We start from the raw sequence: 17,623 nt of genomic DNA on the forward strand, positions 1-17,623 counted from the left end.
CTGCGAAGCAATAGCGTTGCGGAACGGGATGCATCTCACCGCATTTTTCGTTCAGGATTATAGGTCCATATCGGGGAAGAACCATGCGCGAAGCCGACAATGACGAAATCGACCTGCGCTGCCCGCAGATCGTTGCCGACAATGCCGCCATGGGCCTCAGGCTGCGCGGCATATTTGGTCGCGGCGGCACCGAGGTCGGGGTTGCGCGGGCGACCGAGCTCAAGAACCGCGATAAACTTTCGCCCTCCACCATCCAGCGCATGGTCAGCTATTTCGCCCGCCATGAGGTCGACAAGAAGGGCCGTAACTTCGGCAGTGAAGAAAACCCGTCGGCCGGTTACATCGCCTGGCTTCTATGGGGCGGCGACGAAGGCCGCTCCTGGGCGCTCGAGCTCAAGCAGAAGATCGGCAACGCGCCGACTGAGCGATAACAAAGCAGTTGGCCTTGGAAACAGGAAGATTCGCGGGCGGGCGGATCCCGAACCCACCTCGGGACCGGCCGTGGAGCGCGGCTGACACATGCCGGTGCAGCCCCCTCCGACACCTTCCGTTCGTTACCCCGACCGAACGGCGTGGCAGGGTGTTAGCATTTGCGGATGGCGACCTATGTGAAGCAGTTTCACAACAATACACTTTCCGCAGCGTGAGGGCGGAACCGACCAGAGCCGGGCTAGCCTTCCCAGTCGACTTCGAACATTCCCAGTCGCTCATAGAGCCTGACCGCGGCGGCATTTTCGACCGTGTTGGTTTTGAGATCGACATGCGCAGCGTCCCGTGCGCGAAAGGCGGCGAAGACGTGCCACATCAGCGCTTCGGCGATGCCTCGGCCGCGCGCCTCGGGATGGACGGCAAGGTCCTTCACGAACGCCCTCGTCCAGCACAGCGCCGCGCCCGCCAGCCGACCCTTGCTGTCGATGACCAGGTAACACAAGGCAGGGTCGAATTCCGCGTCGCTTGAAATTCGCGGCCACCATTCGTCGAACGGCCCGTCGGCGCCATCGTCGAACACGGTGGTCAGCAGCGCATGCAAAGCGAGCGCGTCGGTGGCATCGAAGCCGCGCATGAAAAAACCTTCCGGCCAGCGCGGCGGAGCAAGCGTGTCGTCGAGGATCTTGCGCAGCCTTATGTCGTTCGGCGCCGGCGGGCGCGGCTCAGGCATGGTGTTCAGGCATCGGGCTGCAGGCGACGGCGGCCGCGGTCGCGGCCAAGGCCGGTTTCTTCCAGCATGCCCTTGCGCCTGGCGTCGTAATAATAGCCGCTCTGGTAGAGGCGGTCGGCGCGCTTGGCGTTACCGCCGGCCACCAGCCAGGCGCCGCGCAGATATTTCACCGCATATTTCAGATTAGTCTCGGCGTCGAACAACCCGCTCGCCGGCCCGTCATAGCCCATGCCGCGCGCCGTCGCATGCTTGATCTGCATCAGCCCCCAATGGCCGCGATTGTAGGCCTTGGGATTGAAGGTGCTCTCGCGGCTGACGACACGGCGCACCAGATCGACCGGCACCTCGTAGAGGACGGCATATTTCTCGATCAGCCGTTCGATCTCGCCGCGCGGTCCCGCCGAATACTCTTTGGCAGGGCTGGTCGAAAGCAGGGCGGATGGGTCGTCAGGCGCGACATAGGCGGCCTGCTGAACGCCGGGCATCGTCTTGCCTGTCTCGCCGGTGACCGGCATGGCGACAGCGGCCGTCGCATAGACAGGTGCTGCGCCGGCTGGGGCGGCACCGGCCGTCATGGCTGCAGGTGCAGTTGCGGCCAGCGGGGTCGGTCCGGCAAAGGCTGCTGGCTGGACGGGCGTCGCGGCGGGGTCGACGGCCAGCGCCACCGCCTGGACAGGCGCGATGCCGGACGATTCCGGCAGCACCGAAACCGTGTCGGGCAGAGCCAGCGTAAAGCCGGCATCAGCGCCCGCGGCGGCGGTTTCAGTCAGGGAAGGCACGGCCTTCGTCTGCGAGGTCGAGCTGCAGCCGCTGAGACCGGCCGCAGCGAGCATCACGCCGATCGCGGGAAAAATGATTTTTGCTGGCAAGCCGCGCTCGGGTCCGGTTCGTCTGTTAAGAAAGTCCTTACACCAGCGCCTTTCCCCCGGCAATCCGCAGCCTGTTGTGGACTTCGAATGATTTTCGGGTGGCAACAGCAACCTGAAAATGCGATATCTCGTTCTCGATATGTACTGGATTCCCATCCGTTTCTGCGGAAGGAGCACATCATGGAAAGCACCTCTCAGGCCACCGCCGGCCACGCGGTCTTCGAAACCGCGATCGGCTTCATGGGGATCGCCTGGAGCGAGGCCGGACTGACGAGGCTTTGCCTGCCCCAACGCAACCGCGACGCGGTGGAACGCCGGCTGCTGCGCCACGCCGGCAGCGCCGGTTCGAGCGCCCAACCGCAATGGGTTACCGAGCTGATCGGGTCGATACAGGCCTATGCAGCCGGCGAAGACATCGATTTCTCCGGTGTGCCGGTCGATCTCACCGGCGTCGACGATTTCCGCCTCGCCATCTACGACGCGGCGCGCAAGCTCGCCTTCGGCGAGACCACCACCTATGGCGAACTGGCCAAGCGCGCCGGCCATGCTGGGCTGGCGCGTGAGACGGGTGCGGCGCTCGGCGCCAACCCGGTGCCGCTGGTCATCCCTTGCCACCGCATTCTTGCCGCCGGCGGCAAGATCGGCGGTTTTTCTGCGCCGGGCGGCTCGACCACCAAGGGAAAGATGCTGGCGATGGAAGGCGTGCGTGTCGGCCCGCCGCCGCCGGCGCAGGTATCATTCGGATTCTGAGCCTTGCTAGTCCGGAAAGATGCGCCGGCGGAAACGCCGGTCTGTGTCCACCCGCTTGCATTTGTAGACGATGCAGGACTTCGTATCGGCGCTTGGCACTGACGCCCGTGCCCTGACCTCCCCCATGTTGCAGAAACCCTGGCTCCGCACATAGCGGTCGTAGAGCGGCAGCCCCGGCGTGCGCGTCGACTGGTAACGCAGGATGACGGCGCCTTCTCGCGCGATCGTCGCCCGCACTCTGCCGCAGCTCATGCGGCTCGGATCGTAGCGCGAGATCGCCTGCGCCTCGGCGGCCATCAGCGTCAGGCAGGCGGCAAGCAGAACAGCTTTCATGGTCCTCTCCCAAAACAGGACCTGACGCCCGAAGGCGGCACGATCCTTCCCCGCAACGTGCGCGACAGGCGATGCGAACCTCCGCAACGCGCGACGTTGCAAGGCTTTCACGCGATTGGGGCGGCCGTTGGGCAGCGCCGCATCAGCGCCTTTTTCGTACCGTCTTGTTTTTTGCGGAGAAGCGGACTATATGAGGTCCATTGATATTTCGGCCGATCGATCCGGGCCTCGCGATATTCGCGTTTGCTGACGTCTATCTCCAAAATCTCGATACAAACCGGCTGGACTTCGGTTCGGTCAAGCTAAAGCAAACGTATAAGGACTATCGAAATGGCAACAGGTACGGTCAAGTGGTTTAATTCCACCAAGGGTTTCGGCTTCATCCAGCCTGACAGCGGCGGCGCGGACGTTTTCGTCCACATCTCCGCAGTCGAGCGCGCTGGGCTGTCGACCCTGGTCGAAGGCCAGAAGATCAACTTCGAGATCGAGCAGGACCGCCGCACTGGCAAGTCGTCCGCTGGATCTCTGAGCAAGGCAGCCTGATTTTGCGAATGGCGCGCGCCGGGCGATAGCTCGGGGCGCGCGGCAAGTCACGGATGTACTGACGGTCGCGCGAGAAGCGCACCGGAGCGAAAAACCCCGACAAGCCGAAGCAGCAGATTGCTGCCGGCCCGGACCAAACGCTCCCGATCAGGCTTCCAAGCATGGAAGGCGGGATTTTGTCCCGCCTTTTTGCTGTTCGGATTCCATCTCTGTTCGGTTTTCGTGTCCCGGCCGAAGGCCGCAAGCCCCGCCGGGCGTTGCGCCTTTTGGTGCGTCCTGCCCGGAGCGAGCCGCGAAGCGGCGACGAGTGAGGACGGTACTACCCCAGCCACTCCATGGGCACATGCCCCGGATCAGCCTCCACTCGTTTCAGCCAAGCCGCCACCGCCGGATAGGCGTCGAGCTGAAAACCGCCCATCTCGGCCGTATGCGTATAGGCGTAGAGCGCGATGTCGGCGACGCTCAATGCCTCACCGGCAAAGAACGCACTGCCCGCCAGATGCTTGTTCATTACGCCGAGCGCCTTGTTGCCGCGCTCCAGCGTCACCGCCAGCCGTTCCGGCGTCGCATCCTTGGCCCGTTCGGGAAAGGTGAGCAGCGCCTTGCGCACCGCGATATAGGGTTCGTGGCTGTACTGCTCGAAGAACAGCCACTGATAGGCCAGCGCCCGCTCGTATCTGTCGGCCGGCAGGAACCGCGTGCCTTCGGCGAGGTAAAGCAGGATGGCGTTGGATTCGGCAAGCCGCCTGCCGTCGTCGAGCTCGAGCAGCGGCACCATGGCGTTCGGGTTCTTGGCGACATAGGCGGGCTTGCGCGTGTCGCCGGTGTGCGAGCTCACCTCGACATTGGTGAAAGGGATGCCGAGCTTGGCCATCAACAGCCGCGGCTTGTAGCAATTGCCGCTATCGATCATTCCATAGAGTGTGGTCATTTTTGCTCCCATCGCCGCTCCCCCTCGGGAGCCGCCTTACCGGCAATTATCCTGGCAGCGAGGGCTTATTCCAGTGATTTGTTTTGGCGCAACCATCAGCGCCGCTGATAGATCACCCAAACAACGGCACGACGTTGTTGTCTCTGCCAAGCAGCCTGTCGATGGGCAGCGGCTCCTCGTCGAAGTTCGTGCCGGCCAGCGCCGGGCGGGCAAGGTAAAAACCCTGCATCAGGTCGACGCCGCCGTCGAGTGCCACGCGCAGATGCGTGGATTGCTCGATGCCTTCGACCAGCACCTTGGTGCCGCGGTCGTGCAACGCGGAGACCAGCGGCCGGAAAAACCGTTCGGCGGCGGCATGGCGACAGAATTCCGCGAACCAGGTGCCGTCGATCTTGACGATGTCGGGCCGGACAAGCGCAACCCGCTCTTCCGTCGAATGCCCGGTACCGAAATCGTCGATGGCGATGCGGATGCCGTCACGCCGCATCTCGCGCGCCAGGCTGACGAGCACCTTGTCGTCGGCCGCCTGTTCGGTGATTTCGCAGACCAGCATGCCGGGGTACAGATCGAACTCGGCGAGATGCCTGGTCATCAGCCTGATCTCAGCCAGCGCTCGCCCGGGGTCATCGTTGATCAGCGGATTGTAGTTGAAGAATAGGTCGAGCCCGTCGACGCCGATGTTGCGGAAGTTCCGGAGATGCAGCACCCGGCACATCGTCTCGACGAACAGGCGATCCGCCACGGGTACGCCCTCGAAAAATACGCGTGGCGCGACCGACCTGCCGGCGCGGTGCGGCTCGATCAGGCCTTCGACCGCGACGGCCTTCAAAAAGCTGCCGCGCGGCGCGAAGATCGGCTGGTAGGCGCTCCTCAGCCGGAACGCGCCATAGACGCCGTATTCGATACCGACCTCGTCGGCAAAGATTGCCTCGCCGACATTGCGCCGCCTGTCGGGCCGCCCGGTCATGGTACCACCTTGCGTCCGAAAGCCCGTTTCGGCCTCGGCGAAGGCGAGACAGTCGCAGGCACCTCGTCGGCATCGGGCACTGCCACCGGCATCTGCCTGTCCTTGCCGAAGACGTGAAAGCTGGTCGGCGCAAGCTCCGGGCGCGCCAGCGCGAATCCCTGCACCATCGAGGCTCCCGATTTTTCAGCCAGTTCAAGCTGCCAGCTCTCCTCGATGCCCTCGAACACGGTGCGGATGCCTTGCTGTTCGAAACTTGCCACCATGGCGGTCAGCAGTGCGAAACCGGCGCCGGACTCCATCAGTTGCATGAGCCAGTGGGCATCGAATTTGACGATGTCCGGCCTGAGCTCCTTGATGCGGTTGATGTCGGACTCGTCGGCGCCGTAGTCGTCGACCGCTATGCGAAATCCGTTGGCCCTGAGTGCCTCGACGAAATTGTAGAGCGTTTCCTGCGACGCCGATTTCTGCTCGGTCACCTCGCAGACGACCCGGTTCGCATCGATCTCAGCCTCATGCAGCACCAGCCGCATGTCGCGCAGCGCCTTGTCGGCGATGCTGCGATCGGTGAACACCGACGGATCGAAGTTAATGAAAATGAATGCCTCTTGCGGCAGGCAGGCGCCGGCGTTCAAAAGATGCAGCGTCCTTGTCAGCGCCTCGATGTGCAGGCGGTCGACCGTTGGACAGGTGTTGAAAAAGCTCACCGGCGACTGCGGCTCGCCGTCGCGGAACGGCCGGATCAGCCCCTCGAATCCGGTGACGGACAATTTGCCGTTGCTGAAGGCGAAGATCGGCTGGAAAGCGCTCTGCAGCGTATAGATGCCCCAGACACCGCTGGCGGTGCCGTCGTCATGACGGACGATATGGTCATGCCCGATGCTGCGCGACACGGTTCCTCGCTCTGCGAGACTGGCGGAATGGATCGTGATCCAGCCACTCGGGGTTTTACCGCGTGTAGGTGAATTTATTGTTGCCGAATTTGCCGGGGATTTGAGATCTGGCTCATCCGACAGTGCTTGCGCTTGGCGGAATGATGCGACATGAGAAGCGCCGCGGTTAGATGGACCGCCTGCATCCCCAAGGAGATAACATCGTCATGGCCTTTCTTGCTGACGTTCTTTCCCGCGTAAAGCCTTCCGCGACCATCGCGGTGACGCAGAAAGCACGCGAGCTGAAAAACGCCGGCCGAGACGTGATCGGGTTGGGTGCCGGCGAACCGGACTTCGACACGCCGGACAACATCAAGAACGCTGCGATCGAGGCTATCCGCCGCGGCGAAACGAAATATCCTCCGGTTTCCGGCATCGTGCCGCTGCGCGAGGCGATCGTCGAAAAATTCAAGCGCGAGAACAATCTCGACTACCGGCCGGAGCAGACCATCGTCGGCACCGGCGGCAAGCAGATCCTATTCAATGCCTTTATGGCGACGCTGAATCCCGGCGACGAGGTCATCATTCCGAGGCCGTACTGGGTCAGCTATCCCGAGATGGTAGCGATCTGCGGCGGCACCCCGGCATTTGCCGACACCTCCATCGACAACGGCTTCAAGCTGACGGCGGCGGCGTTGGAAAAGGCGATTACGCCGCGCACCAAATGGCTGTTGATGAACTCACCGTCGAACCCGTCGGGCGCTGCCTACACCGAGTCTGAATTGCGCGCTCTGGCCAACGTGCTGTTGAAGCATCCCGATGTCTGGGTGCTGACCGACGACATGTACGAGCACCTGATCTATGGTGACTTCGTCTTCAAGACCATCGCCGAGGTCGAGCCGAAGCTTTATGAGCGCACGCTGACGATGAACGGCGTCTCGAAGGCCTATGCCATGACTGGCTGGCGCATCGGCTATGCGGCCGGGCCCGTGGCGCTGATCAAGGCAATGGATATGATACAGGGCCAGCAGACCTCCGGCGCCTGCACCATCGCCCAGTGGGCATCGGTGGAGGCGCTGAACGGTCCGCAGGATTTCATTGCGAAAAACAAGGCGATCTTCCAGGCTCGGCGCGATCTCGTCGTGTCGATGCTCAATCAGGCGCGCGGCATCACATGTCCGTCACCCGAAGGTGCTTTCTACGTCTATCCGTCCTGCGCCCAGTTGATCGGCAGGAAGACCAAAGCCGGCAAGGTGATCGACAGCGACGAAGCCTTCTGCTCGGAGCTGCTCGAGGCCGAGGGCGTAGCGGTGGTGTTCGGTTCGGCCTTCGGCCTCGGCCCCAACTTCCGCATCTCTTATGCCACGTCGGAGGCGTTGCTCGAAGAGGCCTGCACGCGCATCCAGCGCTTCGCCGCCTCGCTGACCTGATCAGGCGCATCTCGAACACCAAACCCGGCTCGCGGTCGGGTTTGGTGGGCTCAAAAGCCTCAGCCGCCATACTGCTCGTCTGTCACCATTTCCAGCCAGTCGGCATGGACGTCGTCGAGCGCCTCCTGCATGGCTATATGCGCCATCGCCGATTTTGGACCGGCGCCGTGCCAATGCTTTTCATCAGGAGCGAACGAAATGACGTCGCCGGCCCTGATCGCCTGTACCGGCTCGCCCCAGCTTTGCGCGAGGCCGGCGCCTGATATGACATAGAGCGTCTGGCCCAGCGGATGCGTATGCCAGTGGGTACGCGCGCCGGGCTCGAAACTGACCATGATGGCGCGCAGCCGCGCTGGCGCTTCCTTCTCGATGATTGGCGTCTGCCACACGCGGCCGGTGAAGTACTTTTCCGGCGCAATGGCGGTCGGCACGCTGCCGCAGGCAATGATCTTCATCGTCGCGAGTCCTCAGGCTGACGGCGGATCGGTCGGCGACGGCCGTTCCTTTTTGTCGCAAGAAGCGGGCACTTTCGTCCGATAACCATCACGGCGCAACCGCTTTTGCGGCTGTTCGGCGACGGGCTTTGTTACGGGATTTGATGGGAGGCTGGGCTCGCATCCGACGGCTTCGCCGATCAGGGCTCAACATCCACGACATCAGGCGATCCTCAAATCCCTTGCCCTCCCGGCTAACCCGTGGGACGATGCCTTTGGGTAGGTGGCAAACTGAAAAAAGCCCCGCCCGCGACGGTCGACAGGCCGGCCGCCGCTCCCAGGGAAACGCCTGAGTGGAGGTCAGTCATGGGAACTCGCGCCGGAGGACGACGCACGGGACCGAAATGCATTGCCATAGTCGGTCCCTTTGCAAGCGGTAAGACGACACTTCTCGAAGCCATATTGGCCCGCACGGGCGCCATTCCCCGCCAGAATCCCGTTTCCTCGGGAAACACCGTTTCCGATCATTCGCCCGAGGCACGCGCCCACGCCATGAGCGTCGAGGCGACGTTTGCGACCACCGAATTCATGGGCGAGCAACTCACTTTCGTCGATTGTCCCGGCTCCATCGAATTCTCCTTCGAGGCAGAGCCGGTCCTCGCCGCCTGCGACATCGCCGTGGTCGTCGCCGAAGCCGACGAGAAGAAGATCCCTGCCCTGCAGCTGATCATGCGCAAGCTCGACGATCTCGGCGTGCCGCGCATCATGTTCCTCAACAAGGTCGATAAGGCGATATCGGGCGTGCGCGACACGCTGAAGTTGCTGCAGCCGGCAAGCTCGGTACCGTTGCTGCTTCGCCAGATTCCGCTGCGCAAGAACGGCGTCGTCATCGGCTCGATCGATCTCGCTCTGGAGCGCGCCTACATCTATCGCGAATATGCCGAAAGCGAGGTCGCCCAGATTCCCAGCGACGACAAGGCGCGCGAACTGGAGGCGCGCTTTTCCATGCTGGAGACGCTCGCTGATCATGACGACCAGTTGATGGAGCAGCTTCTCGAAGAGATTGAGCCGCCGAAGGACGCGATTTTCGACGACCTCGCCGCCGATCTGCGTGACGGCGCCGTGACGCCGGTGCTGATCGGCACCGCCGAGAAGGGCAATGGCGTGCTGCGCCTGTTGAAGACGATCCGCCACGACGCGCCCGACATCGAGGCGACCCGCAAGCGCCTTGGTGCACCTGATGGCAATGCGACCGTGGTCCAGGTGATGAAGACCATTCACACCGCCCATGGCGGCAAGCTGTCGGTCTCGCGCATCCTGTCCGGCCAGCTTGCCGACGCCTCCGAGCTCTTCCTTTCGAATGGCACCACGGCAAAAGTCTCCGGCATCTACAAAATGCTCGGCAAGGACCAGACCAAGCTCACCTCGGCCAGGGCCGGCGACACGGTCGCGCTCGGCAAGCTGGACGACGTCACGACCGGTCAGACCTTGAGCTCGGCAAAGGGCGGCATCAAGCCACTGGTCACGCTGATGCCGCCGCAGCCGGTCTTTGCGTTCGCGCTGCGCCCGAAGGAGCGCAAAGACGAAGTGAAGATGTCGGCAGCCATCCAGCGACTTGCCGAAGAAGACCCCTCGCTCAGCCTGCGCCACAATCAGGATTCGGCCGAAACCGTGCTGTCGGGCCATGGCGAGATGCATCTGCGTGTCGTGCGCGAGCGGCTGGAGGGCAAGAACCAGATCCCGGTCGAAGGCCATGCGCCGGCCGTGCCTTATCGCGAGACGATCCGCAAAACGGCGCAGCAGCGCGGCCGCCACAAGAAGCAGTCGGGCGGCCATGGCCAGTTCGGCGACGTGGTGATCGAGATCAAGCCGCTGCCGCGCGGCTCCGGCTTCCAGTTCACCGACACCATCACCGGCGGCGCCGTGCCGAAGACCTACATCCAGTCGGTCGAGACCGGCGTGCGCGATTATTTGAAATCCGGCCCGCTCGGCTTTCCGGTGGTCGATGTCGCCGTCAACCTGTCCGACGGCTCCTATCACGCTGTCGATTCGTCGGACATGGCCTTCCAGATGGCGGCGAAGCTGGCGATGAAGGAAGGCATGGCGGCCTGCTCGCCGGTGCTGCTCGAACCGATCATGAAGGTCGAGATCGTCACGCCGTCCGATGCGACGTCGAAGATCATCGCCCTGATCCCGCAACGGCGGGGCCAGATCCTCCGTTATGACGCGCGGCCCGGCTGGCCGGGATGGGATATCGTCGAGGCGACCATGCCGCAGGCCGAGATCGGCGATCTGATCATCGAGCTGCGTTCGGCTACCGCCGGCGTGGCCAGCTATCGCGCGACCTTCGACCATATGGCCGAACTCACCGGCCGCTTGGCCGACGAGGCGATGAACGCCAACGGCAAGGCCGCCTGACACTGGATTTTGGCGCCAGTATCGCAGGCTGCAGAACACAAGGAAACGGCGTCCGGAAAGATCCGGACGCCGCTCTCTTGCGGACCGTCTTCGTGGGAGGCGAAACGGCAGGTCCGCCGCACATGCCGCCAGCGCCTGACGGCCTCAGCGGAAGAATGGTTCGGACGCGGTAGCCGCCTGAGCCCGGATCGCCCGAGTGATGCCCCCATCTCCCGCACGAACCACACCGCGTCCTATGATCTGCTTAGTCGATGCTGGGCGCCTGTGACAGGTTACCTGAGGTTACATGTCACTGTTACGTGACAATTTCGGTCGGCTTTCCCTCAGCGCCAGCAGGTTTCGGGCAACAAAAAAGCCGGATCAATGAAGATCCGGCTGAGTTTGATTGGAAGTGCCTGTTAGGGCTAACCTCCAGAGGGGAACACTCGAGGGCGCTAATGGGAGGAGAACGCGCCCAGGAGATGATCTATATATGTGCTCATCATGCTCAAGAAACAAGCATCTATTTTGCAACACACGCATGCAAAATGACACAGGCTGTGGTCTAACCCATTCCTTGGCCTCATAGGACCAGCAGAATCGTCGAAATGCGGTGCACGGCCAGGCAAAGATCATTGGGAAATAGCGAATCAGAGCCAATTCTCGGCCCGAAACGCAAAAACAACGAATGACGTCGAATCAGGCAATACGCGTTTATTTTTGCAGCAGCCGCATCGGCCCGAGATAGGAATCGCTTTTCGGAAGGCACGATGCGTAGATTTCAAGTGCTAGACCGTATTTTGTGCGTCCAAGTGGACGCACGTCGCTCTGGAAGGAAGCCTCGATGAGGACACGTCAGGCGATCGCCGGCAGCGCGCTATTCTTCATCGCAGCGCCCGGCATGGTCGCGGGATTGCTGCCCTGGCTGTTGACCGATCGCTATCGTCTGCCATGGTCGACCCAGCCCGGCTTGGTCCCGGTCGCCTGGGTCCTGATTGTGGTCGCAGCGGCCTTGCTGCTTCATGCCTTCGCCCGTTTTGCTTTCGAAGGCCTGGGCACGCCCGCCCCGGTTGCGCCGACCGGGCAACTGGTTGTCGGTGGTATCTACCGCCATGTCCGCAACCCGATGTATGTGGCGGTGCTGTCGATCATCCTTGGCCAGGCACTGTTGTTTTCGAGCTGGGCTCTCGTCGCCTATGCCACTATCGCCGCCATTGCCATGGTCTCGTTCGTGAAGTTCTACGAGGAACCGACGCTTGCCCGCCGCTATGGCGCCGGCTACGAGGCCTACCGCCGCGCCGTCCCAGGCTGGCTGCCCCGCCTGACCCCATGGCGCTGCCAGTAAGAGTTGTCGTCGGCGGTGCAAGGCGGAAGCGATTTTCTGAAAGTTAGAACGACCAGCTTCGGGCCTTGGCGATAATGAAATCTCGGAAGACGTGCAGTTTCGCCTGGTTCTTCATCGCATCGGGATAAGCGAAATAGGTGTCGAAGGACGGCACTTCGGTCTCCGGCAGCAATTGCACCAGCCCTGAGTCCTTGCTGACCACATAGTCGGGCAGCATGGCGATGCCGGCGCCACCCTGTACCGCGCGCTTTATCGACAATATGTCGTTGATCTGCAGCGTCGGCACCCTTTGCCCGCCTTCGAAATCGCCGACCGTTTCCAGCCAATTCAATTCCGACAAATGCGCCGGCACCGGCACGCCGAAGGTGACGATGCGATGGCTCTTCAACTCGGCGATCGACGCCGGCTTGCCATACTTGTTGACGTAAGAAGGAGCGGCGTAGAGATGGAAATGCACGGTGAACAGGCGGCGCTGGATGAGATCAGGCTGCTGCGGCTGGCGCAGCCGGATCGCGCAGTCCGCCCGGCGCATGGTGAGGTCGAGTTCCTCGTTCGCCAGGATCAACTGCAGGCTGATCTCGGGATAGAGCTCGATGAATTCCTGCACGCGCTCGGTCAGCCAGCCGGCACCGAGCCCGACCGTGGTCGTCACCCTGAGCACGCCGGAGGGCCGATCCTTGGCCTCGGTCAGCCGCGACTTGATCGTCTCCAGCTTCATCAGCACGTCATGCGCCGTGCGGAACAGCATCTCACCCTGCTCGGTCAGCACCAGGCCGCGGGCATGGCGATTGAACAGCGGCACGCCGACGTCATGTTCGAGCGCGCTGACCTGCCGCGAGATCGCCGATTGCGACAGATGCAGTGTCTCGGCGGCATGGGTGAACGACCCAGCTTCCGCCGCAGCGTGAAACACGCGTAGCTTGTCCCAGTCCAACGCCATGATGCCCCTCGCTCTGTTTTTTTGGCGTTTGAATGAAAAATCAGGCTTTTGCGCGGCTTTTCTCGGCCGCTTCCTTACTCCGCCGCTTCGCGGTGAACTTCGATCCCGGCGAGGTACTTTTCCGCCTCGAGCGCGGCCATGCAGCCGAGCCCCGCCGCCGTCACTGCCTGGCGGTAGATGTCGTCGGTCACGTCGCCGGCGGCGAACACTCCCGGCACGTCGGTGCAGGTCGAATCCGGCGCCGTCCACAGATAGCCGTTCGGCTTCTGCTTTAGCTTGCCAGCGAACAGCTCAACCGCCGGCGCATGGCCGATCGCCACGAATACGCCGTCGACCGTCAGATGCATCTCCTGACCGCTCACCAGATTGCGCAGCTTCAGTCCCTCCACCGACGGCGGCAGCGGCATCTTGCCGGACTGACCGGTGATCTCGTCAACGACGGTGTCCCAGATGACGCGGACATTGTCCTTCTTGAACAGCCGCTCGCTCAGGATGCGCTCGGCGCGGAAGTCGCTGCGCCGGTGGATGACCGTCACGCTCTTTGCCAGATTGGAAAGATAGAGCGCCTCCTCCACCGCCGAATTGCCGCCGCCGATCACGGCGACATCCTTGCCGCGATAGAAGAAGCCGTCGCAGGTGGCGCAGGCCGATACGCCGAAGCCCATGAAGGTCTGTTCGCTCGGGATACCCAGCCATTTCGCCTGCGCGCCGGTGGCGATGATCAGCGCGTCGGCCGTATAGGTGGTGCCGGAATCGCCCTTGGCGCGGAACGGCCGCACATTGAGGTCGACCTCAGTGATGATGTCGTTGATGACGTCGGTGCCGACATGCTCAGCCTGCTTCAGCATTTGTTCCATCAGCCACGGACCCTGGATCGGATCGGCAAAGCCCGGATAGTTTTCGACATCGGTGGTGATCATCAACTGACCGCCCTGCTGCAGGCCGGCGACGAGCATCGGCTTCAGCATGGCGCGGGCGGCGTAGATTGCCGCCGTATAGCCAGCGGGACCGGAGCCGATGATGAGAACAGGCGCGTGCTTGGTGGTCATGGACGGGCTTTCACAACAACCGGACGCGAATGAAGCGTCCGGCACAAGGATCGATATCGGCCCCTAATCTAGGTGTTGCAGGCGACGCCAGCAAGACGACCGCGCCGTCGTCCCCGGAAAGCTTCCGCACAAACAGACGATCCATGAACATCTTGCGCTGTGACTGTCCGAAAATCACCGACTGAGGGATGGAATGGACACCGAAGTCGTTTAATTACAAGATCACGAAAGATTCTTGCGTGAAGCGCCGAAGGTATCCATGCCGCTCAAAGCCGATCTCGACGCCATCGACTGGAAGATCCTGCGCGAGCTTCAGCACGACGGGCGCATGACCAATGTCGAGCTGTCCGGCCGCGTCGGCATTTCGGCGCCGCCATGCCTGCGCCGTGTCAGGCGGCTGGAAGAGACCGGCATCATCCGCAGCTATCGCGCCCTGCTCAATGCGCCGGCGCTCGGCCTGGATGTCGTCGCCTTCTGCCTCATCGGCCTGCATCACCAGGCCGATGCGGAGCTGAAAACCTTCGCCGAACGCACCCGCGGTTGGCCGATCGTGCGCGACGCCTGGATGGTATCGGGCGAATCCGATTTCCTGCTGCATTGCGTGGCGAGCGACCTCGGCGCCTTTCAGACTTTCGTCATCGAGGAACTGGCCTCGGCGCCGAATGTCGACACGGTGCGCACTGCACTGACCATCCGTCGCGTCAAGGACGAAGGCCTGGTGGCTTTCAGCGAAAAGAGAACCTAATCCCTGCCGAGTTCGGCGATGGTCTCGCAGAGTTTGCTGTGATCGTTGCTGGTCGTCAGTTTGCGCGTCGCGAACATACCATCGCCAGAAGTCCGATTGGATCTGCCGTGCACCAGCCAGCCTTCGCATAGCCCGGCTCGCCGTCCGGCCTCCATATCATCAGCCTTGTCGCCGACGATGATCGATCGGCTGATATCCACGTCCAGCAGATCGCGGGCGCGCAGAAGCATGCCCGGATTGGGCTTGCGCATCGGATGGTCACCTACTGCGAGTTCACCCGTCCCGCTCGAATGGTAGGCGCAGGCGAGCACCAGATCGATCCGGCAATTCTGCGCTTCGAGAAGCGCTAGCAGCCAGGCATTGACTGCGGCGAAATCCGGCCAGCCGAAATAGCCGCGGGCAATGCCCGACTGGTTGGAGACTACGATCGCAGGAAGGCCGACGATGTTGGCCGTTCGGATCACCGGCAGCATCTCCGGCCGCAGCACTATGTCAGCCGGATCACTGGGATAGCCGCTATCGACGTTGATGGTGCCGTCGCGGTCGAGGAACAGCGCCGGCGTGCCAGTTGGAAAGGCCGCAGTACCGATCCGTTCGACCCAGAGCCCCGGCTCTTCGAGCGGATACGGCTGCGAGGTCGTGACAGCGTCCCTGTCAGCCATCACAGAGGCGCGCTTCGACCATTTCGCACAGATGATGATAGAGACAAAGATGCCCCTGCTGGATGATCGGTGTCGAGGTCGAGGGCACGTTGAGCAGGATGTCGGAGAGCGGCTTGAGCTTGCCGCCGGTGTCGCCGGTCAGGCTGATCACCGTCATGTCCATCATGCGCGCCTGTTCGGCGGCGGCAAGGGTGCTGGCCGAGTTGCCGCTGGTCGAGATGGCGAGCAGCACAGCACCCGCCGCGCCATGTGCCTCGACCTGGCGTGAAAACACCGTGTCGAAGCCGTAATCATTGCCCCAGGCGGTCAGCACCGCCGCATTGGCCGGCAGTGCGATGACGTTGTAGGCCTTGCGCTCCTTCAGGAAGCGGCCGACCAGTTCGCCGGCGATGTGGATGGCGTCGCTGGCCGAACCGCCATTGCCGCAGATCAGCAGCGCCTTGCCTTGCGAAAGCGCCGCGACGACGGCGGTCACCGCCCGCTCCATCTCGCTGGTGAGGTCGCGCTCGACCATCGCGGTGATCGCGGCCGCCGAGCGGACCAGGTATTCGTTCAGTTCGGACATGAAAACCTCAGTTTGTACTGCCGGCGCGCAACTTGCCGATGGTGCCGGTCGTGCTCTTGCCGACGACGAGATCGACCAGCACGACGCGGCCGCCCGCCTTTCGCACGATTTCGGCACCGACCACCTGATCGATCGTATAGTCGGCGCCCTTGACCAGTATGTCGGGCTTGAGCGCCTCGATCAGCGCGAGCGGCGTGTCCTCCTCGAAGACGACGACGGCGTCGACCGAGGCAAGCGCCGCAAGCACGCAGGCGCGGTCATGCTCGTCGTTGACCGGGCGTCCCGGCCCTTTCAGCCGGCGCACCGAGGCATCGCTGTTGAGGCCCAGAACCAGCCGGTCGCATTGGCTGCGTGCCGCGTGCAAAAGGCTGACATGGCCGGCGTGAAGGATATCGAAGCAGCCATTGGTGAAACCGACACTCAGGCCTTCGTCCTTCCACGTCGCCACCAGCCTTGCAGCGGCAGCGGCATCGAGGATTGCGTCCTTATGGGCAATCGGGCCGTGCGAGCGAAACAGCGCGCCGGTAAGCTCTTCGACCGTCAGCCGCGCGGTGCCGCGCTTTCCAACCACCACGCCACCCGCCGCGTTGGCAATGGCGGCGGCAACGACGCGGTCGGCGCCCGCAGCCAGAGCCAGCGCAAACGTCGCAATGACAGTATCGCCGGCGCCTGAAACGTCGAACACTTCCCGCGCCTGCGTGGCGATGTGGCGGGCATCGTCCGAGCCGACGACGCTCATGCCCTTTTCGCTGCGCGTCGCGACGACGAAATCGAAGCCGTGTGCCGAGATCAGCTCACGTGCCGCTGCCACGATCTCGTCATCGCCAAACACCGCGCGTCCGACCGCTTCGCCGAGTTCCTTGCGATTGGGCGTGATCGCCGTCGCCCCGGCATAGCACGCATAATCGCGGCCCTTGGGGTCGACGAGCACCGGTTTTCCCGCCTGGCGGCAGATCGAGATCAGCTCGCCGGCGACGCCGTCGAGCAACATGCCCTTGCCGTAGTCGGACAGGATAACGATGTCGGCTTGCGCGAGCGCGGCGCGGAAATGCCGGACCAGCGTTGCTCGCTCAGCGTCGCCCAGCGGCTTGATTTCCTCTTCGTCGAAGCGCAGCACCTGCTGGTTGAGCGCGCTGAAGCGGCTTTTCGACGAGGTCATCCGGTTCGCGTCCTGCGCGAGGCCGCCAGTGTCGACGCCAAACTCGGCGAGAATGCGCATCAGATTGACGCCGGCCTGATCGGCGCCGATCACCGAGACCGGTATCGCGGCGGCCCCGAGCGAGACGATGTTGGCGACGACATTGCCGGCGCCGCCCATCGCCGACGTTTCGCCACGCCCGCGCAGCACCGGAATGGGCGCTTCAGGCGAAATCCGCTCGATGACGCCGTTGACGAAACGGTCGAGAATAAAGTCGCCGACCACCAGCACGGTGACGTTGCCGAATCGCGAGATGGCGCGGTGAAGGGGTTCGGGAGAAGGCAGGTATTGCTCGCTCATGTCATCCGCGACGTGCAAAGAGAGCCGGTCCCCAAGCTGTGAAAGCGCTGGACTGGCGGGCTGGTCGTTCATGGCGAAGCCGATATACCGCAATTCGGTCCAGCGCAACGGCAGGCATCGAACGGACCACAGCCAAC

The 17,623-nt window shown here is 62.9% G+C and carries 19 protein-coding genes; 7 read left to right on the top strand and 12 right to left on the bottom strand.

What is annotated here, in order from left to right; genetic code table 11:
• Window positions 1–83: 83 nt before the first annotated feature.
• A complete protein-coding gene (locus tag CIT31_RS14710; RefSeq protein ID WP_029350104.1) occupies window positions 84–431 on the top strand; it encodes a hypothetical protein in 348 nt (115 codons plus the stop codon).
• A 239-nt stretch (window positions 432–670) separates the two neighbouring features.
• Here the strand turns inward: CIT31_RS14710 and CIT31_RS14715 are convergent, their stop codons facing one another.
• Both CIT31_RS14715 and CIT31_RS14720 read right to left on the bottom strand, forming a co-directional pair.
• Window positions 671–1,159: a GNAT family N-acetyltransferase gene (locus tag CIT31_RS14715; RefSeq protein WP_095519136.1), complete on the bottom strand. Its 489-nt coding sequence runs from the start codon at window positions 1,157–1,159 to the stop codon at window positions 671–673.
• 5 nt (window positions 1,160–1,164) lie between these two features.
• Entirely contained in the window at window positions 1,165–2,028 is an 864-nt protein-coding gene (locus CIT31_RS14720) for a lytic transglycosylase domain-containing protein (protein WP_095519137.1), read from the bottom strand.
• Window positions 2,029–2,208: 180 nt separating this feature from the next.
• Here CIT31_RS14720 and CIT31_RS14725 point away from each other — a divergent pair, with 180 nt between their 5' ends.
• A complete protein-coding gene (locus CIT31_RS14725) occupies window positions 2,209–2,778 on the top strand; it encodes a methylated-DNA--[protein]-cysteine S-methyltransferase (RefSeq protein ID WP_095519138.1) in 570 nt (189 codons plus the stop codon).
• A gap of 6 nt (window positions 2,779–2,784) precedes the next feature.
• Here the strand turns inward: CIT31_RS14725 and CIT31_RS14730 are convergent, their stop codons facing one another.
• Window positions 2,785–3,111 (bottom strand): hypothetical protein, encoded by a 327-nt coding sequence (locus CIT31_RS14730; protein WP_095519139.1) that lies wholly within the window; start codon window positions 3,109–3,111, stop codon window positions 2,785–2,787.
• Window positions 3,112–3,441: 330 nt separating this feature from the next.
• Here CIT31_RS14730 and CIT31_RS14735 point away from each other — a divergent pair, with 330 nt between their 5' ends.
• Window positions 3,442–3,654 carry a cold-shock protein gene (locus CIT31_RS14735; RefSeq protein WP_023678332.1) on the top strand — a complete coding sequence of 71 codons (213 nt, stop codon included), beginning with the start codon at window positions 3,442–3,444 and terminating at the stop codon, window positions 3,652–3,654.
• A gap of 319 nt (window positions 3,655–3,973) precedes the next feature.
• On the opposite strand, the gene CIT31_RS14740 is transcribed toward CIT31_RS14735, so the two are convergent.
• The 3 genes from CIT31_RS14740 to CIT31_RS14750 form a co-directional block, all read right to left on the bottom strand.
• Window positions 3,974–4,585, bottom strand: coding sequence for a glutathione S-transferase family protein (locus CIT31_RS14740; RefSeq protein ID WP_095519394.1), 612 nt, complete (start codon window positions 4,583–4,585; stop codon window positions 3,974–3,976).
• 112 nt (window positions 4,586–4,697) lie between these two features.
• On the bottom strand, window positions 4,698–5,552 hold the full coding sequence (locus CIT31_RS14745; RefSeq protein ID WP_095519140.1) for an EAL domain-containing protein: 855 nt from the start codon (window positions 5,550–5,552) through the stop codon (window positions 4,698–4,700).
• Window positions 5,549–6,442 carry an EAL domain-containing protein gene (locus CIT31_RS14750; protein ID WP_095519141.1) on the bottom strand — a complete coding sequence of 298 codons (894 nt, stop codon included), beginning with the start codon at window positions 6,440–6,442 and terminating at the stop codon, window positions 5,549–5,551. Before CIT31_RS14750 ends, CIT31_RS14745 begins: the two co-directional genes overlap by 4 nt.
• Before the next feature lie 206 nt (window positions 6,443–6,648).
• Between CIT31_RS14750 and CIT31_RS14755 the strand changes: the two genes are divergently transcribed.
• Window positions 6,649–7,851 carry a pyridoxal phosphate-dependent aminotransferase gene (locus CIT31_RS14755; RefSeq protein WP_095519395.1) on the top strand — a complete coding sequence of 401 codons (1,203 nt, stop codon included), beginning with the start codon at window positions 6,649–6,651 and terminating at the stop codon, window positions 7,849–7,851.
• A gap of 59 nt (window positions 7,852–7,910) precedes the next feature.
• Here the strand turns inward: CIT31_RS14755 and CIT31_RS14760 are convergent, their stop codons facing one another.
• Window positions 7,911–8,306, bottom strand: a complete 396-nt coding sequence (locus CIT31_RS14760; RefSeq protein ID WP_095519142.1) for a (R)-mandelonitrile lyase — start codon at window positions 8,304–8,306, stop codon at window positions 7,911–7,913.
• Window positions 8,307–8,651: 345 nt separating this feature from the next.
• On the opposite strand from CIT31_RS14760, the gene CIT31_RS14765 reads away from it, so the two are divergent.
• Window positions 8,652–10,703, top strand: coding sequence for an elongation factor G (locus CIT31_RS14765; RefSeq protein WP_095519143.1), 2,052 nt, complete (start codon window positions 8,652–8,654; stop codon window positions 10,701–10,703).
• 823 nt (window positions 10,704–11,526) lie between these two features.
• Window positions 11,527–12,027, top strand: coding sequence for a methyltransferase family protein (locus tag CIT31_RS14770; protein ID WP_095519396.1), 501 nt, complete (start codon window positions 11,527–11,529; stop codon window positions 12,025–12,027).
• Between the two features lie 43 nt (window positions 12,028–12,070).
• Here the strand turns inward: CIT31_RS14770 and CIT31_RS14775 are convergent, their stop codons facing one another.
• Both CIT31_RS14775 and trxB read right to left on the bottom strand, forming a co-directional pair.
• Window positions 12,071–12,967: a LysR family transcriptional regulator gene (locus tag CIT31_RS14775; RefSeq protein ID WP_023799796.1), complete on the bottom strand. Its 897-nt coding sequence runs from the start codon at window positions 12,965–12,967 to the stop codon at window positions 12,071–12,073.
• A 74-nt stretch (window positions 12,968–13,041) separates the two neighbouring features.
• Window positions 13,042–14,016, bottom strand: coding sequence for a thioredoxin-disulfide reductase (gene trxB / locus CIT31_RS14780; protein ID WP_065012013.1), 975 nt, complete (start codon window positions 14,014–14,016; stop codon window positions 13,042–13,044).
• 259 nt (window positions 14,017–14,275) lie between these two features.
• Between trxB and CIT31_RS14785 the strand changes: the two genes are divergently transcribed.
• Complete coding sequence (locus tag CIT31_RS14785) at window positions 14,276–14,761, top strand: Lrp/AsnC family transcriptional regulator (protein ID WP_095519144.1); 486 nt, start codon at window positions 14,276–14,278, stop codon at window positions 14,759–14,761.
• Here the strand turns inward: CIT31_RS14785 and CIT31_RS14790 are convergent.
• Genes CIT31_RS14790 through rfaE1 form a run of 3 tightly spaced genes read right to left on the bottom strand, consistent with a single transcriptional unit; the run spans window position 14,758 to window position 17,486 of the window.
• The gene (locus CIT31_RS14790) at window positions 14,758–15,423 is read right to left on the bottom strand and encodes a D-glycero-alpha-D-manno-heptose-1,7-bisphosphate 7-phosphatase (protein WP_095519145.1); all 666 of its coding nucleotides are present in this window, start codon (window positions 15,421–15,423) and stop codon (window positions 14,758–14,760) included. The genes CIT31_RS14785 and CIT31_RS14790 overlap by 4 nt on opposite strands.
• Window positions 15,416–15,988 carry a D-sedoheptulose-7-phosphate isomerase gene (locus tag CIT31_RS14795; RefSeq protein WP_095519146.1) on the bottom strand — a complete coding sequence of 191 codons (573 nt, stop codon included), beginning with the start codon at window positions 15,986–15,988 and terminating at the stop codon, window positions 15,416–15,418. Before CIT31_RS14795 ends, CIT31_RS14790 begins: the two co-directional genes overlap by 8 nt.
• A gap of 7 nt (window positions 15,989–15,995) precedes the next feature.
• A complete protein-coding gene (gene rfaE1, locus CIT31_RS14800) occupies window positions 15,996–17,486 on the bottom strand; it encodes a D-glycero-beta-D-manno-heptose-7-phosphate kinase (protein ID WP_095519397.1) in 1,491 nt (496 codons plus the stop codon).
• Window positions 17,487–17,623: the final 137 nt, after the last annotated feature.

Source organism: Mesorhizobium wenxiniae (assembly GCF_002284535.1).
Classification (GTDB): Bacteria; Pseudomonadota; Alphaproteobacteria; order Rhizobiales; family Rhizobiaceae; genus Mesorhizobium; species Mesorhizobium wenxiniae.